The sequence below is a fragment of the Stenotrophomonas sp. SAU14A_NAIMI4_8 genome (assembly GCF_003086695.1).
Lineage (GTDB): Bacteria > Pseudomonadota > Gammaproteobacteria > Xanthomonadales > Xanthomonadaceae > Stenotrophomonas.
The window spans coordinates 529,290-555,900 of sequence record NZ_CP025999.1; the positions used below are offsets into that span (position 1 = coordinate 529,290).

At 67.3% G+C, this 26,611-nt stretch carries 28 protein-coding genes; 18 read left to right on the forward strand and 10 right to left on the reverse strand.

All coding sequences use genetic code 11. The annotated features are described in order from the left end of the window. Positions 1-80: 80 nt before the first annotated feature. The 3 genes from C1930_RS02315 to C1930_RS02325 all read left to right on the forward strand — a co-directional run bounded on the left by C1930_RS02315 (position 81) and on the right by C1930_RS02325 (position 3,123). On the forward strand, positions 81-1,217 hold the full coding sequence (locus C1930_RS02315; protein WP_108755261.1) for a YncE family protein: 1,137 nt from the start codon (positions 81-83) through the stop codon (positions 1,215-1,217). A 254-nt stretch (positions 1,218-1,471) separates the two neighbouring features. After that, on the forward strand, positions 1,472-2,110 hold the full coding sequence (locus C1930_RS02320; RefSeq protein WP_159093528.1) for a hypothetical protein: 639 nt from the start codon (positions 1,472-1,474) through the stop codon (positions 2,108-2,110). After that, positions 2,110-3,123: an XVIPCD domain-containing protein gene (locus C1930_RS02325; RefSeq protein ID WP_108770989.1), complete on the forward strand. Its 1,014-nt coding sequence runs from the start codon at positions 2,110-2,112 to the stop codon at positions 3,121-3,123. The genes C1930_RS02320 and C1930_RS02325 overlap by 1 nt, the downstream gene beginning before the upstream one ends. Before the next feature lie 98 nt (positions 3,124-3,221). On the opposite strand, the gene C1930_RS02330 is transcribed toward C1930_RS02325, so the two are convergent. Beyond that, complete coding sequence (locus C1930_RS02330) at positions 3,222-3,629, reverse strand: XVIPCD domain-containing protein (protein WP_108748322.1); 408 nt, start codon at positions 3,627-3,629, stop codon at positions 3,222-3,224. A 151-nt stretch (positions 3,630-3,780) separates the two neighbouring features. On the opposite strand from C1930_RS02330, the gene C1930_RS02335 reads away from it, so the two are divergent. From C1930_RS02335 to C1930_RS20390, 4 genes are all read left to right on the forward strand, one after another. Further along, complete coding sequence (locus C1930_RS02335) at positions 3,781-4,227, forward strand: hypothetical protein (protein WP_108770990.1); 447 nt, start codon at positions 3,781-3,783, stop codon at positions 4,225-4,227. A gap of 162 nt (positions 4,228-4,389) precedes the next feature. Then, positions 4,390-5,346, forward strand: a complete 957-nt coding sequence (locus C1930_RS02340; protein ID WP_108770991.1) for a hypothetical protein — start codon at positions 4,390-4,392, stop codon at positions 5,344-5,346. Between the two features lie 110 nt (positions 5,347-5,456). Next, a complete protein-coding gene (locus C1930_RS02345) occupies positions 5,457-6,269 on the forward strand; it encodes an alpha/beta hydrolase (RefSeq protein ID WP_108770992.1) in 813 nt (270 codons plus the stop codon). A gap of 23 nt (positions 6,270-6,292) precedes the next feature. Further along, a complete protein-coding gene (locus C1930_RS20390) occupies positions 6,293-6,463 on the forward strand; it encodes a hypothetical protein (protein ID WP_199912398.1) in 171 nt (56 codons plus the stop codon). Between the two features lie 49 nt (positions 6,464-6,512). Here the strand turns inward: C1930_RS20390 and C1930_RS02350 are convergent, their stop codons facing one another. Then, the gene (locus tag C1930_RS02350) at positions 6,513-7,202 is read right to left on the reverse strand and encodes a hypothetical protein (protein ID WP_108770993.1); all 690 of its coding nucleotides are present in this window, start codon (positions 7,200-7,202) and stop codon (positions 6,513-6,515) included. 126 nt (positions 7,203-7,328) lie between these two features. On the opposite strand from C1930_RS02350, the gene C1930_RS02355 reads away from it, so the two are divergent. The 4 genes from C1930_RS02355 to C1930_RS02370 all read left to right on the forward strand — a co-directional run bounded on the left by C1930_RS02355 (position 7,329) and on the right by C1930_RS02370 (position 10,128). Next, entirely contained in the window at positions 7,329-7,964 is a 636-nt protein-coding gene (locus tag C1930_RS02355) for a hypothetical protein (RefSeq protein ID WP_108770994.1), read from the forward strand. Between the two features lie 55 nt (positions 7,965-8,019). Next, a complete protein-coding gene (locus tag C1930_RS02360) occupies positions 8,020-8,565 on the forward strand; it encodes an RNA 2'-phosphotransferase (RefSeq protein WP_234412724.1) in 546 nt (181 codons plus the stop codon). Between the two features lie 117 nt (positions 8,566-8,682). Beyond that, the gene (locus C1930_RS02365) at positions 8,683-9,126 is read left to right on the forward strand and encodes a hypothetical protein (RefSeq protein ID WP_108770996.1); all 444 of its coding nucleotides are present in this window, start codon (positions 8,683-8,685) and stop codon (positions 9,124-9,126) included. Between the two features lie 33 nt (positions 9,127-9,159). Beyond that, positions 9,160-10,128, forward strand: coding sequence for a polysaccharide deacetylase family protein (locus C1930_RS02370; protein ID WP_108755272.1), 969 nt, complete (start codon positions 9,160-9,162; stop codon positions 10,126-10,128). A 3-nt stretch (positions 10,129-10,131) separates the two neighbouring features. Here C1930_RS02370 and C1930_RS02375 read toward each other — a convergent pair whose 3' ends face one another. From C1930_RS02375 to C1930_RS02385, 3 genes are all read right to left on the reverse strand, one after another. After that, positions 10,132-10,974 carry an MnmC family methyltransferase gene (locus C1930_RS02375; RefSeq protein ID WP_108770997.1) on the reverse strand — a complete coding sequence of 281 codons (843 nt, stop codon included), beginning with the start codon at positions 10,972-10,974 and terminating at the stop codon, positions 10,132-10,134. An 85-nt stretch (positions 10,975-11,059) separates the two neighbouring features. Beyond that, complete coding sequence (locus C1930_RS02380; protein WP_108770998.1) at positions 11,060-11,407, reverse strand: hypothetical protein; 348 nt, start codon at positions 11,405-11,407, stop codon at positions 11,060-11,062. A 67-nt stretch (positions 11,408-11,474) separates the two neighbouring features. Beyond that, entirely contained in the window at positions 11,475-11,888 is a 414-nt protein-coding gene (locus tag C1930_RS02385) for a hypothetical protein (protein WP_108770999.1), read from the reverse strand. 88 nt (positions 11,889-11,976) lie between these two features. Here C1930_RS02385 and C1930_RS02390 point away from each other — a divergent pair, with 88 nt between their 5' ends. Continuing rightward, complete coding sequence (locus C1930_RS02390) at positions 11,977-12,252, forward strand: hypothetical protein (RefSeq protein ID WP_108771000.1); 276 nt, start codon at positions 11,977-11,979, stop codon at positions 12,250-12,252. 144 nt (positions 12,253-12,396) lie between these two features. Here the strand turns inward: C1930_RS02390 and dmeF are convergent, their stop codons facing one another. Beyond that, on the reverse strand, positions 12,397-13,374 hold the full coding sequence (gene dmeF / locus C1930_RS02395) for a CDF family Co(II)/Ni(II) efflux transporter DmeF (RefSeq protein ID WP_108772525.1): 978 nt from the start codon (positions 13,372-13,374) through the stop codon (positions 12,397-12,399). 48 nt (positions 13,375-13,422) lie between these two features. Between dmeF and C1930_RS02400 the strand changes: the two genes are divergently transcribed. Next, on the forward strand, positions 13,423-13,707 hold the full coding sequence (locus tag C1930_RS02400; protein WP_108748337.1) for a metal-sensing transcriptional repressor: 285 nt from the start codon (positions 13,423-13,425) through the stop codon (positions 13,705-13,707). 85 nt (positions 13,708-13,792) lie between these two features. Further along, complete coding sequence (locus C1930_RS02405; RefSeq protein ID WP_108771001.1) at positions 13,793-15,118, forward strand: GTP-binding protein; 1,326 nt, start codon at positions 13,793-13,795, stop codon at positions 15,116-15,118. Between the two features lie 555 nt (positions 15,119-15,673). On the opposite strand, the gene C1930_RS02410 is transcribed toward C1930_RS02405, so the two are convergent. Next, positions 15,674-17,317: an ATP-binding cassette domain-containing protein gene (locus tag C1930_RS02410; RefSeq protein ID WP_108771002.1), complete on the reverse strand. Its 1,644-nt coding sequence runs from the start codon at positions 17,315-17,317 to the stop codon at positions 15,674-15,676. A gap of 287 nt (positions 17,318-17,604) precedes the next feature. Beyond that, the gene (locus C1930_RS02415; protein WP_108771003.1) at positions 17,605-18,504 is read right to left on the reverse strand and encodes a LysR family transcriptional regulator; all 900 of its coding nucleotides are present in this window, start codon (positions 18,502-18,504) and stop codon (positions 17,605-17,607) included. A gap of 151 nt (positions 18,505-18,655) precedes the next feature. Between C1930_RS02415 and C1930_RS02420 the strand changes: the two genes are divergently transcribed. Together C1930_RS02420 and C1930_RS02425 are read left to right on the forward strand one after the other, a co-directional pair. Then, the gene (locus tag C1930_RS02420; RefSeq protein WP_108771004.1) at positions 18,656-19,834 is read left to right on the forward strand and encodes a serine hydrolase domain-containing protein; all 1,179 of its coding nucleotides are present in this window, start codon (positions 18,656-18,658) and stop codon (positions 19,832-19,834) included. Beyond that, positions 19,831-21,015, forward strand: a complete 1,185-nt coding sequence (locus C1930_RS02425; protein WP_108771005.1) for an MFS transporter — start codon at positions 19,831-19,833, stop codon at positions 21,013-21,015. Before C1930_RS02420 ends, C1930_RS02425 begins: the two co-directional genes overlap by 4 nt. Positions 21,016-21,018: 3 nt before the next feature. Here C1930_RS02425 and C1930_RS02430 read toward each other — a convergent pair whose 3' ends face one another. Beyond that, positions 21,019-22,638 (reverse strand): EAL domain-containing protein, encoded by a 1,620-nt coding sequence (locus C1930_RS02430; protein WP_108755282.1) that lies wholly within the window; start codon positions 22,636-22,638, stop codon positions 21,019-21,021. Positions 22,639-22,869: 231 nt separating this feature from the next. On the opposite strand from C1930_RS02430, the gene cycA reads away from it, so the two are divergent. After that, on the forward strand, positions 22,870-24,243 hold the full coding sequence (gene cycA / locus C1930_RS02435; protein ID WP_108771006.1) for a D-serine/D-alanine/glycine transporter: 1,374 nt from the start codon (positions 22,870-22,872) through the stop codon (positions 24,241-24,243). An 87-nt stretch (positions 24,244-24,330) separates the two neighbouring features. Further along, entirely contained in the window at positions 24,331-25,107 is a 777-nt protein-coding gene (locus C1930_RS02440; protein WP_108755284.1) for a lytic transglycosylase domain-containing protein, read from the forward strand. A 6-nt stretch (positions 25,108-25,113) separates the two neighbouring features. On the opposite strand, the gene C1930_RS02445 is transcribed toward C1930_RS02440, so the two are convergent. Continuing rightward, positions 25,114-26,607, reverse strand: coding sequence for a hypothetical protein (locus tag C1930_RS02445; RefSeq protein ID WP_108755285.1), 1,494 nt, complete (start codon positions 26,605-26,607; stop codon positions 25,114-25,116). Between the last annotated feature and the right edge of the window lie 4 nt (positions 26,608-26,611).

The following is a 26,611-nucleotide window of genomic DNA, read 5'->3' on the forward strand; positions in this document are numbered from 1 at the left end:
GCAGACAGATGCGGGGCGGGCCGTCGCAGTACGGCCCAGCGAGCCAGGACACCCTCCCGTGCCCTTTCAAGGATGCTCGCATGAACCGTTTGTCGCTTTTCCGCTCGGCCGCACTGGCCGTGGCCATCTCGCTCAGCGTGGGCGCGCCGCCGGCCTTCGCCGATAACGCCGCCGCCCGCACCACCACCGCCGTGCAGCGCCAGGCCGTTGCCCAGGGCCTGTACGAGCTGGCCTACAGCCCGAGCCAGAAGGCCGTGTTCGTTGCCTCGTCCGGTGGCTTCGGCGACAACGCCGGCCCGTCGCAGGTGCTGCGCCTGGACCCGACCACGCTGGCCGTGCAGACCCGCATTCCGCTGGAGCGCAAGGCCTTCGGTGTGGTGCTGGATGACGCCCACAACCGCCTGTACGTCGGCAACACCGTGGACACCTCGGTGACCGTGGTCGACACCGCGCAGAACAAGGCCATCGGCACCGTGCAGCTGATGGAAAAGAAGGTGGGCAAGGACGGCAAGGCCGGCTACACCCACGACCTGCGTGAGCTGGTGGTCGACAGCGCGGCCAACCGCCTGTACGTCACCGGTCATTCCGGCGAAGGCAGCGTGCTGTTCGTGGTAGACACCACCACGCTGAAGCTGATCGACACCATTCCGGGCCTGGGCAAGGCCAAGGCCCCGGGCCTGGCGCTGGATGCAGCCAACAAGCGCGTGTACACCAGCAACCTGCTGGCCGATCTGGTGGTGGTGGGCACCGATTCGAAGAAGGTGGTGGCCGAGCACAAGATCGCCGCCGAGCAGCCGATGAACATCGCGGTGGACCCGGACGGCAAGCGCCTGTTCGTGACCGACCAGGGTTCGGAGATGATCCGCAACTACATGACCAAGAGCAGCGAGGGCTTCACCAGCAAGCACCCGGGCCAGCGCGTGCTGGTGCTCGACCGCAGCACCGGCAAGGAACTGGCCAGCATCCCCACCGATGCCGGCCCGCTGGGCATCCTGCTGGATGCACCGCGCAAGCGCCTGTACGTGACCAACCGCGATGGCGGCACGGTCACCGCCTTCGACAGCAACAGCTACCAGAAGGTCGCAACGTACGAAGTGCCCACGCACCCGAACAGCCTGGCCCTGGATGCGAAGAACAACGTGCTGTACGTCAGCATCAAGAATGGCGAAAAGGATGCCAAGGGCAGCGAAGAAAGCGTCGCCCGCATCCAGCTGTAACACAGTAGCGCCAGGCCATGCCTGGCGAGCGGAGATGGGGTAGCGCCAGGCCATGCCTGGCGGCTTTCCGCAGGAAAGGCAGGGTGCGGACCCTGCCTTTTTCCTTTCCGGGCCACCGGTAAACCGTGGCCCAGGTCACCTTTCAGATTTGCCCTACAGGTGTGTTCACGAGCCTGTGCGAAGATTCGGCCATCGGCCTGGCCACACGCTGGCAGGGCCCCGATGGAATGCCGACCCGACCCATGGACGCCGTGATGCACATCGCCCCCGTGCCGCCCCTGCGCGCCGTCGCACTGGCCATAGCCCTGCTCATGCTGCTTGGCTGCGCTGCCCAGCCACCACCGCCCCCGCCGAAGGTTCTGACCGCAGAGGAAGCCGCTGCGCGCACGGTGGTTCCGCTGACCCGCCCGATTGCGTTGGACAAGGCGGGGCAGATCGTGGATCTGGAGTTTGAGCTGCCGCCTGCTGGAGCAGATCTGACTGCCGAAGTCTGGATTGGCGTGCGTGTTGTTGGAGACGCGGAAGCCGTTTCAAGCGCGGAGAGTTTGCTCAACGGTAAAAAGCTGTTGGCGAAAGTGCGCCTGTTCGGTAAGCATGAAGACGTAGAGGAATTGCTGCCACTGACGCGCTATGACACCGTCATTCGTCGGGATGTACTGTTGGACTCGGAGGGCTTTGTGCCACAGGCAGTCGCGATGAGCCCCGCAACGTGGCCGCTGGAATCTGCCGGGCTTATCTCCCCGACGTCGCGCTACAGGCCACTTAGCCTGGCCTTCCTGTCAAATGCAAAGCCTGGCAGATACAGACTATCTATCGAGCTGCTTGAAGACCGATCCGACCTGAAGAACTTGAACGTTGAACTGCTCATTGGCTACATGGCGAGGTCAAAGTAATGGACAAGGACGTACGGCATACGCTGACCCTCTATGTTGCTGCACCAGGAACGCCGCTGACCGGCAGCACGCAGCGGTCGCTTTCAGGTCACGTGTACATGGAGACCGCAGCGGGGAATGATCGGATAAGCCATGGCTTCCAGCCGGGAGGGGCGCCTGTCGGGTATCAGCGCCAGTGGCACGACGTCGCGGTCCCAGGGGCCATCGTTGAGACTGACACGAGACAGTACCAAGATCCCTATTATTCCCGCACCATCGAAATCAGCAAAGATCAGTTTGATCGGATCCGTGAGTTCGCCAAAGATCCGGAGAAGTACGGATTCTCCAAGAACTACGAGACGTTCACAAACAGCTGCACCGACTTCGTCTGGGCCTCTCTGAAGCACGCGGGAATCCATGATTCCAAGGTTCTTGGCGTTATTGATTTCGAAGGTGACATCAAGCCGATTTACAACGTCAAGCCCATCCAGATGATCAAACCGCCGTTCCCGGACAGCGATCTGAACAAGGAGCATTTCAACGAGATGCCCACGCAGAACTGGCGCGAGAAGATCTTTTCTGATAACGACGCGCCGACGCTGTCACCTGATCGCGCGCTGGCAGCTGCAGGTGCGGATGTCAGCCATCGCAACGATCCGATGCTGGCGCAGATCAATCAAGGCGTAGCCGCGCTGGACGCACAGAACGGCCGCACGTTCGACGCCACCAGCGAGAACATCAGCGCCAGCTTGTACGCCCTGGCCAAGGCCAATGGCCTGACCCACATCGATCATGTGCTGTTGAGCAACCGCACTGCGCAAGCCGATGCCGCGCAGAACATCTTCATCGTCCAAGGTGATCCGGGTGACCCCGCACATCTGCGCGCGAGCATGGCAACCGCGGTAGCCGCACAGACGCCCGCGGAAACGTCGTTCGAGCGAGCCCAGGAGCTGTCGCAAGCCGCGCAGGCACGCTCGCAGGACGAGCTGCAGCAGCGCCAGGTGCAGGAACAGTCTGGGCCGCGCATGGGGTAGCGCAGCCCCGCTACCACTACCCCAGGTTCGCCTATGCCAGAAGGCCGGATGGTGTCTGGAAATCGGGAACACTGTCCGGCCATCGGGTAAACAACGCCTCAGCCCAAACGCTGCCCCGGGTTCTGCTGCTGCTCCTGCTCGCGCGCCTGTTGTTCCGGCTGCAAACCCACGGCCGGCTGCTGCGGGGCAATGCCCAGCTTCTGCAGCGATTGCTCTGCCGGCACCTGGGCCGCTTCGGCGGTGGGCAGCATGGCGCGCAGATGGGCCGGGTTGGCCGGGTCGCCCTGCACCACGAAGATGTTGTGCCCGGCCGGGTGCTGGGCCGTGGCATTGCTCACCACCACGTGGTCGGCGCGCTCCAGCCCCTGTTCGCGGGCCTTCACGGTCAGGCTGGCGGTCAGGTTTTCACTGGTGGTGTCGAAGCTGCGGCCATGCTTTTCGTCCAGCGCGGCCACGCCCTGGCGAATCTGCTGGTGAAGGGTGTAGTCAGGGTGGTCGGGGGTCATGGGGGCCTCCGTGTGGCCGCATCTGGATCTGGGGTGGCAGTGTAGAACGCCCGTGGCTGCGTGGGTAACCGGTTTGTTGCTAGCCTGTATGCCTGCGGTGCAGGGGATGGCGCGCGCAGGTTGACCAGGATGCTTCGGGGAGAACGGCACGATGGACGTGCACACATTCAGGCGCTGGCTGCTGGGCATGGGGATGCTCGCACTGGGCGGTTCGGGGCATGCGCAGTCGATGCCGGCCGAGGGCGATGACCCCAGTTGCCCGGCACAGGACTTCGCGCAGTTCCTGCGCCATTTCACCGATCCGGCCGACGACCGGGTGCGCATGCGCTACACCACCGATCCGCTGGAATATGAGACCCCCGCCTATGGCGTGGCCAGCGAGGGCGGCCCGGTGGCTACCGAAGTGCACCGGGAAGCGGGGCCGGCGCGCTTGCGCCGCCTGCGGGGCGCTACGCTGCGTGCCACCCCGGCCATCACGCCGCTGGCTGAGGGTGGGCAGCAGGTACGCCTGGGTGACGATGCGCAGGCCGAGCAGTACACCTTCGCGCGCCGCTATGGCTGCTGGATGCTGACCCGGGTGGCCCGCCCGCAGGGCTGAGCCGGGGCGGCGCAGGCCGGGGCGACCGCTGCTACCGCGCGCCCATGCCATGTGCGGTGGAATCAGTGCCCGGCTTGTCGGACCAGTTCTTGCAAACCCGGTACGCTGGGCGCGTGGCAGTGCAGTGCTATCACCAGCGCTGACGGAGCGGACAGGAAGGCGATGGCAACGGAACTGGCGTACAGCGAGCAATTCAACGATGTGATCAATGCCGAGCGCGCCTATGAGCTGTACTGGGCGGGGGTGATCAACGACCGGCGGGCCTTCGCCTGCCCGCAGGAGGGCTGCCCGGCGCGCTATACCTGCGTCAACCTGGAAACCGACGCGCTGAACCTGCAGGTGCAGCCGCATTACCGTGTGCTCCACAAAGGGCCGGCGCATGCCGAAGGCTGTCCGTATACGGCCGAGCGCGAAGCGCAGCAGGCAAGCGCTGCAGGCGAGGGCCAGACCCATGCAGCGGGCGCGCCGCCGCCGGACCGGTTCCTGTTCGAGCGACCGGCCGATTACTTCACCGTGCGTGATGCGGCGCCCGCCGCAGGGGGCGGCAGTGGCAGCACGCGCGGCGGTGGCGGTGATGCGGCGGGCCTGCGCAGCCGTCGTACCGATTTCTATTCGGTGGCCTCACTGGTATCGCGCTGGTTGAAGGCACGCCGGGACGGTACGGACGATACCCAGACGCTGACCGCGGGCGCGACCTCGGCGCTGAGCTACCGCGACATGTTCGAGAATTTTTCGCCGCGCCGGGCCCGCCTGTCCGGTCAGCCACGCGTGTACTGGGGCAAGGCGAAGATCGCGCAGACGCCCGACGGTTACCGCATCCGCTTCATGACGCGCGTCGATGCGCTGGGTGAGCAGGTGCTGGACCCGCCGCAGGCGCCCACGGCGATGGTCTGGAACAGCGCGCTGACTGCTTCGAAGATGGGCGCGCTGCACATCAAGCGCCTGCAGCGCTTTGCCGCCAGCGGTGAAGCCTGCGTGGTATTCATCTTCGGTACGCCCACGCTGGATATCTCGCGTAAGGACCAGCGCACTTACCTGAACTTCAAGGTGACCCGCGTCGACCACGTGGATGTGCAGGCCGATGATGTCTATGACCGCATGAAGCGGCCGCAGGGCTGACGGCCCGGCCTGCGCCGTGCACGCGGTGTCACGGCCGCGGCCGATTCCCTCACGGCGGCTATCGGTGGGCCTGCCTAGGGTAGGTGCCTCCTTTCCCCACGGGAGCTGCCATGACTGCCCCTTCCATTCGCCTGCACGTTGAAGACACCGGCGGTACCGGCCGCCCGGTCATCCTGATCCATGGCTGGCCGCTGTCAGCCGAATCCTGGAAGGCCCAGGTGCCGGTGCTGCGCGACGCCGGCTACCGGGTGATCAGTTACGACCGGCGTGGCTTCGGCCGCTCGGAGAAGCCCGCCGAAGGCTTCGACTACGACACGCTGGCCGCCGACCTTGCATCGATCATCGACACCCGCGATCTGCACGACGTCACTCTGGTCGGTTTTTCGATGGGGGGCGGCGAGGTGGCGCGCTACATCGCCAACCATGGCCAGGATCGCCTGCACAGCGTGGTGTTCGCCGCGGCGGTGCCGCCCTATCTGCTGAAGACCGACGACAACCCGAACGGTCCGCTCAGCCAGGAAAACGCCGATGCGATGCGCGAAGGGCTGCAGGCCAACCGGGAGACGTTCTTCGAGGGCTTCACCCGCGATTTCTTCAGCGCCAACGGCCAGCTGATGGTGACCGAAGAGACTCGCCAGGCCGCCATCGCCCTGTGCCACCAGTCCGACCCACGCGCGGCGCTGGGCTGCCTGCAGGCGTTCGCCACCACCGACTTCCGCGCGGACCTGGACAAGGTGAGCGTGCCCACCCTGGTACTGCACGGTGACAGCGATGCGACGGTGCCACTGGAAGGCTCGGGAGCGCGCACGCACAAGGCGATCGATGGCAGCGAGCTGGTGGTGCTGAAGAATGCACCGCACGGCTGCAATACCAGCCATGCCGATGACTTCAACCTGGCCCTGCTGAATTTCCTGAAGAAGTAGGGCGCCACAGGCATACTGCCGCCATGGCCAGCCCCCGCACCCCGCCCTGGAAGAAGCCCAACCCGAAGGGCCAGAAGAAGCAGCCGCTGTCGCAGGCGCAGAAAGACGCCGCGCGGCAGCGGGCCGAGGAGAACGGCCGCCGCTATCCGAACCTGGTGGACAACATGTGGGCGGCGAAGCTTCCGCGCGGTTGAGGTGGCGTGCCCACTGCACCTTGCACAGCGAAGCCACGCAGCAGCCGACTTACTGCGCTACGCGCGGCCCCCAGGCCCGCCAGCCGATTTCCCGCCACGGCGCCACCGTGCGCTCTGAAATCTGCACGGTCGGCGCGGCAGCCGGGGTGAGGGTGGCCAGTGCTGCACGCAGGCGCTCGGCCTGTACCGGCTGGCCGGTGGCGATCTGCAGACGATTGCCGTGGCGGCGTACCTGCACGGCAATCACCGCATGGGAATCAAACGGTGGTCCGTAGCGGCCGCGCTGGTAGCGCATGCTGACCGGTCGCACCGCCTGCATCAGCACGGGGGTCCAGGCCTGCAGCAGCGCATCCTGCTGCCCTTCGTCGATGGCAACGTCGATGACCGTGGACGGGTAACCCACGGCACTTTCCACCATGACCTGGAAGCGTGCGCCCTCCGGTGTGAGCACGGCCGCGCCAAACGCCGCAAGAATGACCACGGCCACGGTGATCCACAGCCAGTGTCGCGGTGCCTGCGGCGGCACCTGAAAGTGTGTCAGGTTCGGCCTGCGCCGACGCATGCGGCGGTAGCGGCGCTTTGCAGCTGGGCTGTCCAGCAGACTCTCGGCAGGCAGCGCAATCTGCTGCGCCGGGCGCTTGGCCAGGCGCGCGTTGATCCAGCGCGACGCAAACAGCGCGACCAGGCCACCCAGCAGCAGCGGGCCCACCAAGCGAACGAACAGATACAGCCCCAGCATCGGCATCCCTCCTGTGCAGGACGCACATGATGGCGGAGATCCGCGCCGATGTCGCATCTGCCAGCCGACAGCATTGGTGCGCTTGGCTAGGATGCGCCTTCTTCGAAGCAACCACGCAGGTGGCCGATGACCGCTTTCTTCGGCCGTGTTTTCGGGCCCGGCTTGATGCTGTTGCTGTTGCAGTGCGTGTCGCTGCTGGCGGTGGGGCTGGAGGTGGGCTACTTCCATCACCGCGTTGCATTGCTGCTGGAGCCGCTGTCACCAGCCTGCGGGGGCGACGATGCCACCGAGCGCATGCGCGTAGCCGAACATCTTCTGGCGCGTGCCAACGCGCTGGATGACTGGGACCCCCTGGCCTGGGTGCCGGCCACCACGCTGCTGCTGGCCTTGGCCGGTGCGCTGGCAGCGTCTGTCGAGCAGTGGCGGCGCAGCAGCCCGGCGTGCCGCGTCAGCGCCGGCCGCCTGGTGGCGCTGCAGGTTGGCGCGCTTGCCTTGGGCGGTGCGATGCTGCACGCCTTCGATCGGGTCTGGCAGGCCTATATCACGCTGCTGCCAGCGGCCTGCATGACCGACGCGCTGATGCGCGAGGACACCTCGCTCGCAGCATCGATGGGCTGGACCTTCCAGGTGTTCGACGCCGCGCGGGTGATGCCACCGCACGCGCCGGATGTGATGGCCATCGTGCTGATCGGTCAGCTGCTGGCGTCGTTGGCGGTGGGCGTCTGGCTCTGGCGGCAGCCCGCGGCGTCGCTCGTGACGTGATGCCCTGCCGAGGTCGGGGTTGGCATCGTATGGTCGGCTGCGGCACGCTATGCACATGGACAAGGACGTTTCTCTGATCCGGGCCAGCAAGTTCCTGAGCCTGGTATTGCGGCATGAGCCGCAGAAGATTGGCCTGCAGCTCGATGCGCACGGCTGGGCCGACATTGCCGATCTGCTGCATCGGATGGCCGAGCAGGGGCATGCTCTCGATCGCGCGGACCTGCAGCGGCTGGTGCACACCAACGACAAACAGCGCTTCGCGCTCAGTGAAGACGGCCTGCGCATCCGCGCCAGCCAGGGGCATTCGATTGCGGTGGACCTGGGGCTGCAGCCGCTGGAGCCGCCGCCGTGGCTGTACCACGGCACCGTGCCGCGCTTCCTGGAAGCCATCGCCACGCAGGGGCTGCGGCCGGGTGAGCGCCAGCACGTACACCTGTCGCTGGACCGACAGACCGCACAGCAGGTGGGTTCGCGCCGTGGCGCGCCGGTCATCCTGAGCGTGGATGCCGGCCGCATGCATGCAGAGGGCCATCGCTTCTACCGCTCGGCCAATGGCGTATGGCTGACCGACCACGTGCCACCCAAGTACATCGCCGGATGAAGCCTTCGGCACAGACGACCGGGCGAGGCGCCGGGCTGTTCGTGCTGCCGGTGCTGGCGCTGCTGGCGCTGGCCCTGGCCGAGGCCGGCCTGCACCTGCGCGTGCAGTACGGCAGTGATGATGGCGATGCTGGAACGCGCGCAGGCGCTGCAGATCTGGCAGGCGTTGCGCTGGTTGCCGATTGCCGGGGTGCTGCTGGCCCTGCTGTCTGCGCTGTGGGCGGGGCTGTCGGCACTGCGCGGCGCCACGGGCCACGTGTGGCGAATGGCCACCACCTATGTGCTGCTGCAGGCCGGCGCGCTGGGCCTGGCCGCGTGGACCCTGTTCCGGCAGGAGCGTGCGTGGGCCAGCGTGAAGCAGCTTGCGCCGGTGGTGTGCGCGCTGGATTCCAGTGATCCGTCGGTACCGGTGGCACAGAACCCGCAGCTGGCCTTCGATCTGTTCCTGGGGCGCAGTGCCGCGCTGCTGCACAACCCAGGGCAGTTGGCGATGGTGTTGGCCGCCGTGCTGCTGGTGGGCGTGGTGCTGGGGCTGTGGTTGTGGCGGGGCGCGCGCAGGTAGAGTGGCGGTTCCTGCCCGAACAAGGATGGATGGATGCGTTCGTTGCTGCGTGCCGTACCGTTGTTGCTGCTTTCGCTGGTGGCCCACGCTGCCGAGGTGGACCGCCGCATTGCGGTCACCATCGACGACCTGCCGTGGGCGCGGGTGGATGAGATCGTGCCGGCCGATCTGCAGCAGCGCCATGCTGCACTGATGGCGCAGCTTCACCAGGCCAACGTGCCGGTGGTCGGCTTCGTGAATGAGAACAAGCTGGAAGTGGATGGCCAGGTTCAGCCGCAGCGCGTGCAGATGCTGCGCGACTGGCGCGATGCCGGTTACGAACTGGGCAACCACACCTATTCGCACATGGATTTGAATGCCAAGGGCGTGGCGGCCTTCCAGCAGGATTTCCTGCGCGGCGAGCAGACGCTGCGGCCGCTGCTGGCCGAGCGCGGCCAGGTGCCGCAGTGGATGCGCCATCCCTACCTGCGCGCAGGGCGCACCGCCGAAGAGCGGGCGCAGATGGATGTGTTCTTCCAGCAGCATGGCTACCGCGTTGCGCCGGTGACCGTGGACAACGGCGAATGGGTGTGGGCGTTTGCCTATGCCAACGTGATGAACGAGCAGGCCGATTCAGCGGCGCGCGAGGCCCTGCTGCAGCGCCTGCGGCGCGGCTACGTGCCGTACATGTTGAACAAGGTGGATTATTACGAACGGCAATCGCAGGCGCTGCTGGGCTACGCGTTGCCGCAGGTGTGGCTGATGCATGCCAACGAGCTCAATGCAGCCACCTTCGCCGAGCTGGTGTCCGCCACCCAGCGGCGGGGCTATCGCTTCGTGTCGCTGCAGGAGGCGCTGCAGGACCCGGCCTACGCGCGCGGGGCCGAAGGCTACAACGGCCGCTACGGCCCCAGTTGGCTGCACCGCTGGGCCATGGCCGAGAACAAGCCCAAGGACTTCTTCGCCGGTGAACCGGTAGTGCCGCAGTGGGTGAAGCAGTTGGCGAAGGTGAATTACGAGTGAGCGTCAGCGGCGCACGGCCAGCACGCCATCCAGCGCCAGCTCGGCCTTGAAGCCGGCCTTTTCCAGGCGTTTGGCCACTTCACGCGGCACATCGCGGCCGCTGGTGAGCTTGTTCGGCGCGCCGGTGTAATGGAACAGCCGGCCGCCCTTGCGGATGACGCGGGCCAGGTGGTCGTAGAACACCTGCGAATACAGTTCGCCGGCAATACCGAAGCGCGGCGGATCGTGCAGGATGGCATCGACGCTGTTGCTGGCCACCTGTTCGATCTGCTGCGAGACGTCGCCATGGCTGAACTGCAGGCGCCCGCCTGCGGCGACCGATTCCGGGTCGGGCGACCACGGGTTCAGCGTGCGCAGCCACATCACGTCGGCGTTCTTTTCGAACGAACGGATCTGGCCGACACCGGCTTCCAGCGCACAGGCGGCGAAGTAGCCCAACCCGCCGCAGGTATCCAGGATGACCTTGCCGGCCGGCGCCACCAGTTCCACCTTGCGCCGCGCATCTTCGAAGGGCGATAGCTTGGAGGTCGGCAGCATCTTGATGCCGTCGATCTCGAAGGTCGGCGCGCCCCATTCGGTGGGCACCAGCTTGATGAGCGAACCGCTGTAGCGGGAAATGGGCGCGAACTCCTCGCCATCCCAGTAGTACAGGGTGCGGTCCTTCAGCTTGCCCGGCCAGGGGTAGTGCTGGCCGCGGCACTGGAAGCCCTCTGCATCCAGAGTGACGGTTTCCTCGCTGCGGCCCAGGTCCAGCGAGCCCTGCCAGTCGCCCGCGCCCTTGTCGTGCGCGCGCTGCAGCGCCTGCGCGCTGTCGCGGGTGAGCAGGGGGCCGGAGTAATGGGGCACGGGCGGTACCGGGGGCAGGTGGGGGAGGGCATGGTACCTGACCGGCCGTGAGTGCGCGGCGGCCGGGCACCCGCCTACGCTGGCGCTAGGGTGGTTGCGTGGCGGGCCGCGTACGGACCGACGTGCAGGAGAAGCCGTGGGTGGTCGCCTCACCGCCCAACCAGGACGTTCCGTCGCCGGCCACCATGCCGTTTCTCGCACAGGCGCGCTGGTGCGCTGCACGGGTGGCGTCTGGCTGGCGATCAAGTTCGTAGCGCATTCGGCCATCCTCCTCCAGCACCCAGTGCACGGTCACGCGCTCGCTCGCGTCCCCGTCGATCGGCCAATCGATCGTGCGCAGTACCAGCGTTTCACCTTCGGCAGTGGTGAGTATCTGATCGAAGGCGCCCTGCGTGGCGGGCGTTGTGGCGGCGAGCAGAAGACTGAGCAGCATGGGGGTCCCCCGGCAAAGCTTCAGCCTGGGGCGCGTTGTGCAGCGGCGCCATCAGGAACCTTGCAGATCACTCACACTTCACCGCGTACACGGGCCCAGCGCCGATCAGCAGCAGGGCCATGTAATCGCTGTCGCGGGCCTTGGCTTTCAGCGTGGCGCCGTCCTTTGCGTGGAACAGGCCGAAACCGCCGGCGCTGCGGATCAGGGCGCTGTCGATCTGCTGGGCATCGTCGGGGAAGTACTGGCCGATGTCGCTGCGGCTGGCCTTGTACAGCGCGTTCGGTTCACGCTGCCAGGTGCCATTGCGCTCGAAGGAGACGAAGTACTGGCCGCCTTCCTTGTCGATGCGGAACTCGGCGGCGCGGCGGGTGCTGGTTGCGAAGCAGCCCAGCAGGGGATCGCTGGAGAACGGCAGGTGGGTGTCGCCGCTGCAGGCGGCGAGCAACAGGGCACCGGGCAGCAGCAGGCAGAGCGCGCGCATGGGATGTCCCCACAGGGCAGGTGCGGCTAGTGTAGGCAGCAGCCGGGCGCGGCCCGTGCAGATAATCGGCAAGAACGAGGGAGCAGCGATGGCACAGGGCAGGGCACCGTGGTGTGGGCTGGCGAGTTGGCTGGGGCTGGTTGCCGGCTGGGGCGCGGGTTGGCTGGCGGCATGGGCGTTCGGCGCGAGCGCTCCGGTGGCGGGGCTGGCGGTGGCCGTGCTGGCCTCGGTGCTGGTGGGGGGCGGGTTTGCCGTGGCCGCGCGCGTGCGCGGTGAGCGCCATGCGTGGCTGGGAATTGGCGGCGCAGCGCTGAGCGCGTTGCCGCTGGCGGTGTATCTGCTGCGGATGATGTTGAAGCTCTAGGCTTTTCGTAGAGTCGAGCTTGCTCGACTGCCTTGTATGGACGCAGTCGAGCAAGCTCGACTCTACAAGGGCAGGGAAGCAGTCGAGCAAGCTCGACTCTACAAGGGCAGGGAAGCAGTCGAGCAAGCTCGACTCTACGGTGCGTTACGCGGTGCGGTGGATTTCCAGGGTGATGTGTACCAGCTCCTCGTGCACGCCCAAGGCTGCGCGCAGGGTGTCGGCGTCCAGGGCGGCATCGTGGGTGACCACGCTGGCGGCCACCGCGTACTTGCCACGCCCCACCTGCCAGACATGCAGGTCGGCCAGCCGCGCCTGCCACGGCCCCTGTTCGATGACCTCGCGCACTTCCGCCACCACCGGCGCATCCATCTGCGCATCCAGCAGGATGCGTCCACTATCCCGCAGCAGGCCGATGGCCCACACGGTCACCAGCACTGCGCCCACCAGGCCCATCACCGGGTCCAGCCACGCTACGCCCCACAGCTTGCCGCCCAGCAGGGCGACGATGGCCAGCACCGAGGTGGCCGCGTCGGCCAGCACGTGGATGTAGGCCGAGCGCAGGTTCAGGTCGTGCCCGTGCGCGTGGTCATGACCGTGATCGTGATCGTGATCGTGGTGATGCGCATGTTCGTGGCCGTGACCATGGTGATGGTGGGCATGGCCCGGGCTGTCATGCAGCCACCACGCGCACAGCAGGTTCACGCCCAGGCCCACGGCAGCGATGGCAATGGCTTCGTCGTAGTGGATGGGCGCCGGTACCCACAGCCGCTGCAGCGATTGCACCGCCATCAGGGCGGCCACGCCCAGCAGGGCGATGGCACTGGTGTAGCCGGCCAGGATCTCGATCTTCCAGGTGCCGAAGGCGAAGCGCGGGTCGTGGGCATAGCGGCGCGCACAGCGGTACGCGAACACCGACAGGCCCAACGCCAGCGCATGTGAACTCATATGCCATCCATCGGCCAGTACCGCCATGGAGTTGAACCACCAGCCGCCGACGATTTCCACCAGCATCATGCCGACGGTCAGCCACAGGGCGCGGCGGGTGTTGCGTTCGGCCAGCGGGTTGCCGTCGTCGAAGCGATGGTCGTGGCGGCGTGCGGCGGCGAGGGCGTCCAGTTGCATGGCGGTGGGGGTCTTCATGGATACCCCCATAGGGTATATGATTCGCGCATGGCACATGTACACACACAGCGGAAACAGTTGCTGGCCCGGGTGCGCCGTATCGGCGGCCAGGTGGCGGCGTTGGAGCAGGCCCTGGATCGACCCGAGGGAGAGCCCGGCGATTGCGCCGGCGTGCTGGTGCAGGTGGCGGCCGTGCGCGGCGCCGCCCACGGCCTGCTGATGGAACTGCTGCACGAGCACCTGCAGGAACACGTGGTGGCCGCTGAAGACCCGCAGCAGCGCGCCGCCGAGGCCGAGGTGCTGGTGGAACTGCTGCGCCGCTACGGCAAGTAGCGCCGGGCCATGCGCGGAGGCGGCACTGTGGGTGGACCCGGAAATGTTATACAGTAACATTTCCATCCGCAGCCTCCCGCCCCGCATGAACCCTGTTTCCCGCGCCGACCGCCGCCTGCCGGTCACCGTCCTGTCCGGCTTCCTGGGCGCTGGCAAGACCACTCTGCTCAACCAGATCCTGCGCAACCGCGAGGGCCTGCGGGTGGCGGTGATCGTGAACGACATGAGCGAGGTCAACATCGATGCGCAGCTGGTGCGCGACGGTGGGGCCGCGCTGCGCCGTACTGAAGAAACGCTGGTGGAATTCAGCAACGGCTGCATCTGCTGCACCCTGCGCGACGATCTGCTGCAGGAAGTGCGGCGCCTGGCCGACAGCGGTCGCTATGATTACCTGCTGATCGAATCGACCGGCATCGGCGAACCCATGCCGGTGGCGGCCACCTTCGCCGTGCGCGATGAACACGGCTTCAGTCTGGGCGACATCGCGCGCCTGGATACGATGGTGACCGTGGTGGATGGCAGCGCCTTCCTGGCCGACTTCGGTTCCACCCTGCGCCTGGCCGAGCGCGGCCAGCAGGCCGGCCCGGAGGATGACCGCGGCGTGGTGGACCTGCTGTGCGAGCAGGTGGAATTTGCCGATGTGATCGTGGTCAGCAAGGTGGACCAGACCGACGATGACGTGCTGCAGGACACGCTGGCCGTGCTGCGCGGCTTGAACCGCGAGGCGAAGCTGCTGCTGTCGCGCTTCGGCGATGTGCCGTTGACCGAACTGCTGGATACCGGCCGCTTCGATTTCGAGCGTGCGCAGCAGGCACCCGGCTGGGTGAAGGAGCTGCGTGGCGAGCACACGCCGGAAACCGAGGAATACGGCATCGGCAGCTTCGTCTACCGCTCGCGCCGGCCATTCCATCCGGGCCGCTTCGCACGCGCGCTGCAGCAGGGCATGCCGGGGGTGATCCGCAGCAAGGGCTGGTTCTGGCTGGCCAACCGCATGGACTGGGTGGGCGAACTGAGCAGCGTAGGGGCGGCTACCCGTACCCAGGCGGCCGGGTTCTGGTATGCGGCGCGCGAGCGTGTGCGTGCAGGCGACGAAGACACCACGCCGCTGCTGCCGCCCACGCCGCTGCCGTACAGCGACCTGGGCTGGGCGCGGCAGCAGGCCGATTGCTGGAGCGCACCGCTGCCTGGCGTAGAGGCGTTTGCGGATGACGCAGAGCATGCGGCCATGGCGCGGCTGTGGCACCCGCTATGGGGTGACCGCCGGCAGGAGCTGGTGGTGATTGGCGTGCACATGGACGAACGCGCGGTGCGCGCCACCTTGGATGCCTGCCTGTTGAACGATCAGGAACTGCGGGCCGGGCCGCTGCTGTGGCAGCAGTTGCCGCAGGCCTTTCCGGTGTGGAAGCGTTGAAGCAACAGCATCCACGCGTGGCGTGGATCTACTGGAATCCCGTGCCCATTCGGACGGGTAGATCCACGCCATGCGTGGATGATGGCCGCGCGGGAGTAGATCCACGCCATGCGTGGATGACGGCCGTGCGGGAGTAGATCCACGCCATGCGTGGATGATGGCCGTGCGGGAGTAGATCCACGCCATGCGTGGATGATGGCCGTGCGGGAGTAGATCCACGCCATGCGTGGATGATGGCCGTGCGGGAGTAGATCCACGCCATGCGTGGATGACGGCCGTGCGGGAGTAGATCCACGCCATGCGTGGATGATGGCCGTGCGGGAGTAGATCCACGCCATGCGTGGATGACGGCCGTGCGGGAGTAGATCCACGCCATGCGTGGATGATGGCCGTGCGGGAGTAGATCCACGCCATGCGTGGATGATGGCCGTGCGGGAGTAGATCCACGCCATGCGTGGATGATGGCCGTGCGGGAGTAGATCCACGCCATGCGTGGATGATGGCCGTGCGGGAGTAGATCCACGCCATGCGTGGATGACGTTGGCGTCGGTGGGGTCAGAGCCCTTTTGCGTTGCAAAAGGGATCTGACCCCGTCTGTGGGTCGCGCCACTGCCAGCCATCGGCGCTTACCTGCAGTATCTGCGTGGGCTGCAGTGCCTGCAGCAGATGTGCGTCGTGGCTGACCATCATCAATGCGCCTGGCCATGCAGCCAGCAGCGATTCCAGCGCGTCCAGCGCGGCCAGGTCCAGTGCGTTGCCGGGTTCGTCCAGCAGCAGGACCTGCGGCACGGGATCGGCATACAGCACGCTGGCCAGGGCGCCCTTCACCCGCTCGCCATCGCTCAGGCTGCTGGCCGGACGCTGGATACGCTGGGCATCCAGGCCCAGCAGGGCCAGGCGCGTGCGTAGCTCTGCCGGGTCCGCACCGGCGTTGGCGGCCTGCACGGTCTGCAGGATGCTGCGATCACCGGCCAGCCCCAGCAGCTGCTGGTCCAGCAGCGCGACCGGTGCGTGCCGCTGCACCTGACCGGCGCGCGTCGCCAGCTGTCCCGCCAGCACACGCAGCAAGGTGGATTTACCGGTGCCGTTGTCGCCCACCACGGCGATGCGCTCGCCGCGGCGCAGCGGCAGCTGCAGCGGCGCGGTGCATCCATGCGGCAGCACGAGATCCTGTGCCTGCAGCAGGCGCGCGCTGCCACGCTCGCTTGCGCCAGCAAACAGGGCCAGTTCGGGAGCCGCCTGCACGCCTGCTGCTGCCGTGCGCAGCTGGTCGGCGCTGGCCTGCAGGCGCGCCTCCTGGATCTGCCGCGCGCGGCCCAGGCTGGCTTCGGCACGCTGCTTCTGCCCACCCAGCAGGATGGGGGCCTGGTTGGCCTGCCTGGCATCGCGTGCGCCACGGGCCTGGCGCTGCTGTTGGCGTTCGTGCTGTTCGCGTGCGCTGCGCTGTTGCTGGCGATGCTGCGCGCGGGCATGGTCCAGCGCCGCGGCTGCCGCTTCGCGCTCGGCGGCACGCGCCTGGGCATAGTGCTGCCACGGTCCGCTGTAGCGGTGCAGACCCTGCGCATCCAGTTCCACGATCTGCTGCATGTGGCCCAGCAGATCGCGGTCATGGCTGATGACCAGCAGGCCGCCACGCCATTGCTGCAGCTGCGCCTGCAGCTGGCGGCGATGCTGGGCGTCCAGATGGTTGCTGGGCTCGTCCAGGATCAGCCAGTCGGCGCCGCTGGCCCACGCACCGGACAGTGCGACGCGCATGGCCTGGCCGCCACTGAGCCGCGCGGCAGGCTGGCCAACGTGCAGATCATCGGGCAGGCCCATGGACTGCCATTGCTGCTGCAGGCGTTCGCGCAGGTCCCAGCGGTCGCCCACGCAGGCGAAATCCTGCTCATCGATGCTGCCGGCTTCGATACGGGCCAAGGCGGCCAGCACCTTTCCGACGCCTGCCAGTTCGCCCACGGTGCCACGTGGCGGGTAGCCGGGCGTGGGCAGCAGGAACACACGCCCGCTGCTGCGGATCTGGCCGCTGTCGGGCGCTAACTGGCCGGCGAGCAGGCGCGCCAGCACGCTCTTGCCCACGCCATTGCCGCCCACCAGCCCGGTGGCCGGCGGTTCGAAGGAAAAGGACAGATCGGAAAACAACGGACGGCCATCGGCCAACCGATACGACACGCGATCAAGCGTGAGGGAATGCGAAGTCATGCGACCTCCAAGCAATGCCATGTCTCCCCTGCGCGCAGGGGCGGGAAGAGTCAGGCCGTCCGGTTTGCAGACGGCGGCATTACTGGCGCATTGGTCGCGAGCCTCTGGGGGGAATGAAACCGGAGTATAGCGGTACTGCCTGAACGGTAGAGTCGAGCTTGCTCGACTGCTTTGCGCAGAGCAGTCGAGCAAGCTCGACTCTACGGGGAAGCAAAGCGCAGTCGAGCAAGCTCGACTCTACGGGGAAGCGAAGAGCAGTCGAGCAAGCTCGACTCTACAAAGAGCGGTTACGGTACGGTTTCCAGGCGGGCGCTGACGAAGTCGATGAAGGCGCGCAGCTTGGGCAGTACGTGGCGGCCGGACGGCCACAGCAGGTGGAAGATGCCGCAGGAATGCACGTGCTCGTCGAGCACGGTGACCAGGCGACCGTCGGCCAGCGCTTGGCGCACGGAGTGCACGGGCACGAAGGCCAGCCCACCATCGCGCAATGCCATGGCCACGCGCGCTTCAATGGTGTTGGCCACCATGTTCACCGGCAGTTCCTGCGCGACTTCGCCGTCGGGCCACTGCACCGGCCAGGTTTCCAGCTTGCCGGTACTGGGGAAGCGATAGTGCAGCAGGCGATGCTGCAGCATGTCCGTGGGCGTGCGCGGTACACCGTGGCGTTGCAGGTACGCCGGCGAGGCCACCACGCGGCGCGGGAATATGCCCAGGCGCCGTGCGTTCATGCGTGAATCGCTGGGCTCGCCCACGCGCAGCACCGCATCGAAGCCCTCTTCGATCACATCCACCAGACGGTCACTGAAATCCAGTTCCAGGCGGATATCCGGGTAGGCCGCCATGAAGTCGGCCAGCAGCGGCAGAGTCAGGTCGCCGACCAGCGGCAGGCTGATGCGCAGGGTGCCGCTGGGCGAGGCGCTCTGCTGGGCCAGTTCGGTACGGGCGGCATCGCGTTCGTGCAGGATCCGCCGGCAGCGCGCCAGGAACAACTGGCCTTCGGCGGTGAGGGTGATGCTGCGCGTGCTGCGATGGAACAGGCGCACGCCCAGCGCGTGTTCCAGCCGGGCCACGCATTTGCCCGCCGCCGATGCGGAAATGCCCTGCAGGCGACCGGTTTCCACGAAGCTGCGGGTTTCAGCGGCATGGATGAAGGTCTGCAGGTTGGCCAGATTGTCGAGCACGGACATGGCGGGCGTTCCGGGGGCATGGCGGTAGTGTGGGTCCGCCCATGGTGCCGATTGCGGACCGAGCAGTCCACGATGTAGGGAGCGCAGCGTGGGTTTTTCCCGCGGGTGGTGGGCTCTAACGTGGCGGCCCTCCCACCCAAGGATCGCCGTGATGAATGCACTCCCCACGTTGGCGCCGGACCCGGTGCTTCCTTCCGTGCAGCGCGTGCTGCAGCAGGCCCACCCCGGCCAGATCGTGGGGGCGGTGGTGCTGGTGCGCCAGCACGGTGCGTGGCGCCACGCCAGCGCCAGCGGGTTGGCCGACCGGGAACAGGGCCTGCCCATGCAGCGCGACCAGCTGTTCCGCTTGGCGTCGGTCAGCAAGCTGCTGCTGACCGTGGTGGTGCTGCGCCTGGTGCAGCAAGGCGAGCTGGATCTGGATGCGCCAGTGCAGCGCTGGCTGCCGCAGTTCCGCCCGGCATTGGCGAGCGGTGAAACGCCGGACATCAGCCTGCGCCAGCTGCTGAGCCACAGCAGCGGACTGGGCTACCGCTTCCTGGAAGCCGACGCGCAGGGGCCTTATGCGCGGGCGGGGGTGAGCGATGGCATGGATGCCAGCCCGATCACCCTGGCCGAGAACGTGCGGCGTATTGGCCAGGTGCCGCTGCAGTTCGCCCCCGGTACGCAATGGCTGTATTCGCTGGGCGTGGACGTGGCCGGTGCCGTGGCCGAGGCCGCCACCGGGCAGCGCCTGCAGGCATTGTTCGAGCAGCATCTGGCGCGGCCATTGGGGCTGCGCGATACCGGTTTTTCCACCGCCGAAGGGCAACGCCTGGCCGTGCCCTATGTGGATGATCTGCCGCAGCCGCACCGGCTGGGCGAAGGCGAGACAGTGCCGGTCTACGCCGACACCGTGGGCATTGCCTACAGCCCGGCGCGCGCCACCGATGCCACGCGTTTTCCTTCGGCCGGCGCGGGCCTGGTGGGCAGCGCCGACGATCTGATGGCGGTGCTGGAGGCGCTGCGCGATGTCGATCATTCGCAGCTGCTGGCGCCGGCGTTGGCCGCGCAGATGGTCAGCCTGCAGGTCGGCCGTGCCGGGCCTCCCGATCCGGCAGGTTGGGGCTTCGGTCTGGGCGCGGCGGTGTTGTTTGACCCCGCTGCCGCCGTTACGCCGCAGGCCATGGGCACCTGGCGCTGGGGCGGTGCTTACGGCCACAGTTGGTTTGTCGATCCGCAGCGGGGCCTGAGCGCGGTGGCGCTGACCAACACGCTGTATGCCGGCATGCACGGGCCGTTCGTGGATGCGCTGCGCGATGCGATCTATGCCGACCTGGACGGTGCGCGATGAGCGGCCATGCAGCGGCAGACGCCTTGCCCGCAGGCTCGGCAACGCGCCTGCCGTGGCCGGCGCTGCTGGCACTGGCCGGCGGCGGCTTCATCACCCTGTTGACCGAAACCCTGCCGGCCGGTGTGCTGCGCCCGATTGGAACCAGCCTGGGCGTGAGCGATGCGGCGGCCGGCCAGTTGGTGAGCGTGTACGCGCTGGGGTCGCTGCTGGCGGCCCTGCCGATGACCGCGCTGACCCAGCGGTTGCCGCGCCGCCCGCTGCTGATGGCGGCCATTGCCGGCTTCGTGCTGGTGAACACACTGACCGCGCTGGGCAGCAGCTATCCGCTGATTCTGGTGGCGCGCTTCCTGGCCGGTGTGTGCGCAGGCCTGCTGTGGTCGCTGGTGGCCGGCTATGCGGCACGCATGGTGGTGCCGTCGCTGCAGGGCCGGGCCATCGCCGTGGCCATGGTGGGCTCGCCGCTGGCGCTGTCGCTGGGCGTGCCGGCGGGCACGCTGCTGGGGCAGCAGATCGGCTGGCGCTGGGTGTTCGCGCTGATGAGCGTGCTGGCCGTGGCCCTGCTGGGCTATGCGCGCTGGGCGCTGCCGGACCTGCCGGCCGCAGGCAGCGGCAAACGCACGCCGTTGGCTTCGGTATGGCGCCTGCCCGGCGTGCGCAGCACCCTGCTGGTGATGGCGCTGTACGTGCTGGCGCACAACGTGCTGTACACCTACATCGAGCCGCTGGCCCTGCTGGCCCACGCCGGCGCCTGGCTGGACCGCCTGTTGCTGGTGTTCGGCGTATCGGCCATTGCCGGCATTGCGGTGGCGGCATGGGGCGTGGACCAGCATCTGCGCGCCCTGGTCTGGGCGGCGGTGCTGGGCTTTGCCGCGGCCGCGCTGGCCCTTCTGCTGTGGCCGGGCAGGCCGCAGGTGCTGCTGCTGGCAACGGCGCTGTGGGGGCTGGCGTTCGGCGCGGTACCGGCGTTGTTCCAGACCGCGCTGGCGCGCCGCGCCGGTGCCGCCGCCGATCTTGCCCAGTCGATGCTGGTGACCGGCTGGAACCTGGCCATTGCCGCCGGTGGCGTGGCCGGTGGACTGCTGCTGCAGACCGGCGGTGCGCAGCAGCTGGCGTGGCTGCCGCTGGGCCTGCTGCTGGTGTGCGGGGCCTGGCTGCTGGCCCGGCCGCGGGCCTGGGGCTGACGGTCAGGTATCGGAGAATTCGCGCTCGATCGGCACGCTGCGCGGATTCTGCATGTGCTCGCGCGCGGCACCGTACTGCTGCTGGCGCCGGTGGTGGAAGGCCACGAATTCATCGCGTGGCAACGGCCGCGAGAACAGCCAACCCTGGCCGAACTGCACATGCTGGCTGTGCAGGTAGGCCAGCTGTGCCTCGGTTTCCACGCCTTCGGCGACCACCCACAGGCCCAGTTCGCGGGCCATTTCGATGATGTGCGGGGTGACCGGCGTGGTGGCGCTTTCGGTGCCGATCGCATCGATGAAGGACTTGTCGATCTTCAGCGCATCCAGGGGCAACTGTTCCAGGTACTGCAGGCTGGAATAGCCGACGCCGAAATCATCGATGGCGATGCTGTGGCCGGCCCGGCGTGCGGCGGCCATCATGGTGCGGGCACGGTCGATATCCAGGAAGCCGCGTTCGGTGGCTTCCAGCCAGATCTGCTGCGGCAGGATGCCGCTGCCGGCCATGCGTGCAGACACTACCTTCAGTGCACGGCCACTGCTGATGTCATCCGGTGCAAGGTTGATGGCGATGTGTGCGCTGCGGTCGGACACCAGCAGCTCGCGCATGTCCTTCACTACGTTTTCGATCACCACATCGGTCAGTGCCTGGATCAGGCCGTGTTCCTCGGCCAGCGGGATGAAGATATCCGGGCGCACCTGGGTGCCGTCGGGATGCTGCCAGCGCACCAGTGCTTCGGCACCCACGCAGATGCCGGTATCCAGCTCGATGATGGGCTGGTAGTGCAGGTACAGTTCGCGGCGGCGGATGGCGGTGGCCAGTTCACCGCGCATGGACAGGCGGCGCTGCGACAGCCATACCACCAGGCCCACGCCCAGGGCGGCCAGCAGCAGGCCCACCGGCACGAACAGCCAGGCCTGCTGGCGGAAGGTGGCCGCCAGGGCGGTGCGCGGCGCGGTGGCGATGGCCAGCCATTGTTCACTGCGCGCGCTGGCATACAGCGTTTCGTCGTCCAGGCCTTCGCCCGGGTCGCGCAGCAGCTTCAGCAGCAGGGTCTGGTCAATGCCGCTCTGGCGGGTCAGCAGGCGCCCATCCGGACTGGCCAGGGCCAGGCGCACATCGGGGTCGGCGATGATGCCGACGAAGTGGCGTGGGTCCACCAGTACATCGTAGGAACCGTACAGCACGGCCAGCACCTTGCGCCCGCCGGTGGCGGCCGGGCGGATATCCACGGCGATGCCGGCGCCATCACTGGTGACATGGTCGGCAGCGGGCTGTGCCACGTTGCCTTCGAAGGCGCCCCACGAGGTGCAGCGCAGCCGGCCGCCTTCGAAGTAGCCCATCTGGTCGATGGATGGCGTGGTCATCACCAGGGTCTGCATGCGCCGGACGTGCTCGCTGCTGCACGGGGCCATCGCACTGGCTTCGGCGGATTTGAGTGCAGCCAGTGCTTCCTGGTAGGACAGGTCGGCCCGCCGCAGGGTGCGTTCGGCAATGCCATGCAGCCGCTTCTGCTCCACGTCCACGGCGCTGTGCCAGGTGGCATAGACCATGGCGGCAATGGGCACGATGGCGGCCAGCAGGGCCGCGAAGACGCCGAGGATGATGACCCGCAGGCGGTTCATGGCCGGTACTCCGGGCGGGCGGGCAGGGCTGCGGGCATGGCGACCGATCCTTGGGCGGATGCCCTATCTGAGCATGTTGGCCGCCTGTGCGGAATGGGGCAGGACCGATAATCCGTCACATTGTGGCAATTGCGACAACCGATGACGGCAGCGATCCGGCTGAGACTGGCGCTCCGGGCCGCACAGGTCTACCTTCGGGGGCTTCACCCGCCCCTTCCAGCGCCCCCTTCCATGACCGAACCCGCCGCACCCCCGGAGCACCTGCGCCGCAGCCTGTCCAACCGCCACCTGCAACTGATCGCCATCGGCGGTGCCATCGGCACCGGCCTGTTCATGGGGTCGGGCAAGACCATCAGCCTGGCGGGCCCGTCCATCATCTTCGTCTACCTGATCATCGGCGCGATGCTGTTCTTCGTGATGCGGGCGATGGGCGAGCTGCTGCTGTCCAATCTGAACTACAAGTCCTTCATCGATTTTTCCACCGATCTGCTGGGCCCATGGGCCGGCTTCTTCTGCGGCTGGACGTACTGGTTCTGCTGGATCGTGACCGCCATTGCCGATGTGATCGCGATCGCCGCCTATGCGCAGTTCTGGTTCCCGGAACTGGCCGCCTGGATACCAGCGCTGCTGTGCGTGCTGCTGTTGCTGGGGCTGAACCTGGTGACGGTGAAGCTGTTCGGCGAAATGGAATTCTGGTTCGCGCTGATCAAGATCGTGGCCATCTGCGCGCTGATCATCACTGGCGCCGGACTGGTGGCCTGGGGCTTCACCTCGCCCAGCGGCCACACCGCCTCGCTGTCGAACCTGTGGAATGACGGCGGCATGTTCCCGATGGGGCTGGTCGGCTTCTTCGCCGGCTTCCAGATCGCGGTGTTCGCCTTCGTTGGCATCGAACTGGTGGGCACCACCGCCGCGGAAACCGCCAACCCGGAGCGCAACCTGCCCAAGGCGATCAATTCCATCCCGGTGCGCATCATCATCTTCTATGTGCTGGCGCTGATCGCGATCATGGCGGTGACGCCGTGGCGCCAGGTGGTGCCGGACAAGAGCCCGTTCGTGCAGCTGTTCGTGCTGGCCGGCATTCCCGCCGCCGCCAGCCTGATCAACTTCGTGGTGCTGACCTCGGCCACCTCGTCGGCCAACAGCGGCATTTTCTCTACCAGCCGCATGCTGTACGGCCTGGCTGAAGAAGGGCACGCGCCGCGCGGGCTTTCCAAGCTGTCGCGCGCGGCGGTGCCGGCCCGTGGGTTGCTGTTCTCGTGCCTGTGCCTGCTGGGCGGCACGCTGCTGATCTACCTGATTCCCAACCTGGTGACCGCCTTTACCCTGGTGACCACGCTGGCCACCGTGCTGTTCATCTTCGTCTGGTCGCTGATCCTGGTGGCCTACATGGTCTACCGCCGCCGCTACCCGGAACGGCATGCGGCATCGATCTTCAAGATGCCCGGCGGCGTGGCCATGTGCTGGGCCTGTCTGCTGTTCTTCGCGGCCGTGCTGGTGCTGTTGAGCCTGCAGGCCGACACCCGCCAGGCGCTGCTGGCCAGCCCGGCGTGGTTCGTGCTGCTGGGCGCAGGGTATTGGCTGCGCCGCAGAGCGGTGACGTGATTTGCGGGGTCGGATCCCGTTGCGTGGCAACGGGCTCTGACCCCATTCACCCGGATTTAGCGGGCGCGGCCGGATCATCCGGCCGCCATGTTGCCCTGCCGTGCCGCCGTTGCGCTGTCGCTCCTGCTGGGCCTGTGGCCTGGCCACGCTGGCGCGCGCACGGTGTACCGCTGCGTGCAGGGCAACACGGTCAGCCTGGCCACCGCGCCCGAGCCGGGCTCGCGCTGTACGGCAAAACAGATTGACGACAACGCGGTGCAGGCGCCCAACCTGTGGGGCAACATGGGGGTGTTCAGCGGCGTGCTGTACGAGCGCGAGCAGGACGGCACCCTGGTCTATTCCACCCGCAACCTGCCCGGATCGCGGGTGTACCTGAAATTCACCGTGGCCACGCCGCCGGGCGAGCCGGCCCATGAAGGCCTGGGCAAGGTTGGCGCGCCGCAGCTGGCCCCACATGCAACACAGTTCAAGGCAGCAGCCAAGGCCACCGGCGTGGACGACGCTTGGCTGCGTGCGATCGCCCATGCCGAAAGCAACTTCGATGCGCTTGCCGTCTCGCGCAAGGGCGCGCAGGGCGTGATGCAGCTGATGCCTGAAACCGCGGTGGAGTACGGCGTGCGCGATCCCTTTTCGGCGCAGCAATCGATCGACGGCGGCGCGCGCTACATGCGCAGCCTGCTGCGCCGCTACAACGGCGACCGCCCATTGGCGGCGGCAGCCTACAACGCCGGCATCGGTGCGGTGGCCCGCTACAACGGCGTGCCGCCGTATGCCGAAACCCTGGCCTACGTGGAGAAGGTGATGGCGCTGTACGCGCGCTACCGCCAGGCGATGGGCATCCGTAGCGAAGTGCCGGCGAAGTAGAGTGGTTCAGCGCGAAGACGCGTTTCCATACAGCGCGTAGCGCTCCACCCGGCCTACCTTGGCAATGGCCGCGCGCACATCGGCACGCTGCTTCAGCTGCCGCCAGCGTGCATCGATCTGCACTTCGGTGGGCAGCGACGGGTAGACGCGCATGTCCTGCAGGTCCAGCAGGGCTTCGTTGCGGTCATCGGGTGATTGCAGCTGGCCGATCAGCGCAGCGGCTGCACCGTCCAGGTCGCCTTCTTCCAGCAGCATTTCCCGGTGGAAGGTGCGTGCCGTGTCGCGGTTGCGTACCAGGGTGGCCCGCGCGCTGGCTTCGGCGGCGGCGTCGCCACGCTTGCGTGCGGCAAGGAAGCCCACCAGCGCCTGCGCCGATTCGCCATAGGGACTCAGGTCCTCCAGCCGCGCCAGCACCGACACGGCCTCGTCCAGCTGGTCGGTGGCAGCCAGCATGAAGGCCAGGTTGATGATGTGGTCGACATGGTCCGGCCCGCGTGAACCCACCTTCTCGGCCAGCCGAGCCGTGGCCACGGAATCGTCCAAGCGATCCAGCCGACGCAGCGCGATCATCCGGTTGCTCAGCAGCCAGGCCAGCCATTGCGCCTCGGGGCCATTGGGCAGGTTGCCTTCGGCCACGAATCCGGCGATGCCGTCGCTGAACTGCACGACCTGCTCGTTCTCGCCCAGCATCAACTGGGTGGAACTGAAATCGACCAGCGCGGCGTCCAGGCTGCGATCGAGCAGGCTGGAAACACGCAGCTCGTCCAGGTACTGGCGCGCTGCGCGCTCCGGGTCATAACGAGGGTCATTGCGATCCACGTAGCGGTCGAAGCGTTTGTCGCTGCGCAGGGTGATCAGTTCCAGCGGTGTCCGCACGCGTTCAAGCGTGGCCGCTACATTCCGGCCCGAATCGGTGTCGATCTGCAGGCTGGCCAGCAGCACCCAGAAGGCGCCTGGCTCCAGTCCATCACTTTTCCAGCCGTTGTCGAACAGGGCCTTGAGCACCTCGCGCCGGCGCGCAGGCTGGTCGCGCAGCGTGTACTGCAGGAAGCTGACCACCTGGGTATCGAATTCGAGCGGCTCGCGCGCATGCGCCGTGGCCTGCAGCAGATGGGTGACGGCCAGCTCGTTCTGGTCTTCGCTCAGGTCGACCGACACCAGCGGCATCAAGGCCTCTACGTCGCCCGGGTCGATCGCCAGCGCCATCTGCAGGTAGCGGCGGGCCAGAGGGTTGTCATGCTGCAGGTACGCGGTCACGCCGCCAACCCGCGCGCCCTCGGCACGCGCTTCGGGTGAGAGCGTGGCCAACTGCGGATCGTCGATCAGTTTTTCGAATTCGACCATCGCGCCGAGCGTATTGCCGCTGGTGGCGGTGGTCTGCGCGTTCTCCCAGCGCTGCTGGAACGTGGTGGCGGCGGTGCTGTCGGCAGCCCCCGCAGCAAAAGGCGCAGCCAGCAGGACGGCGGACAGCGCAAGCGGCAGCAGGCGGGCAGGGGACATGGCG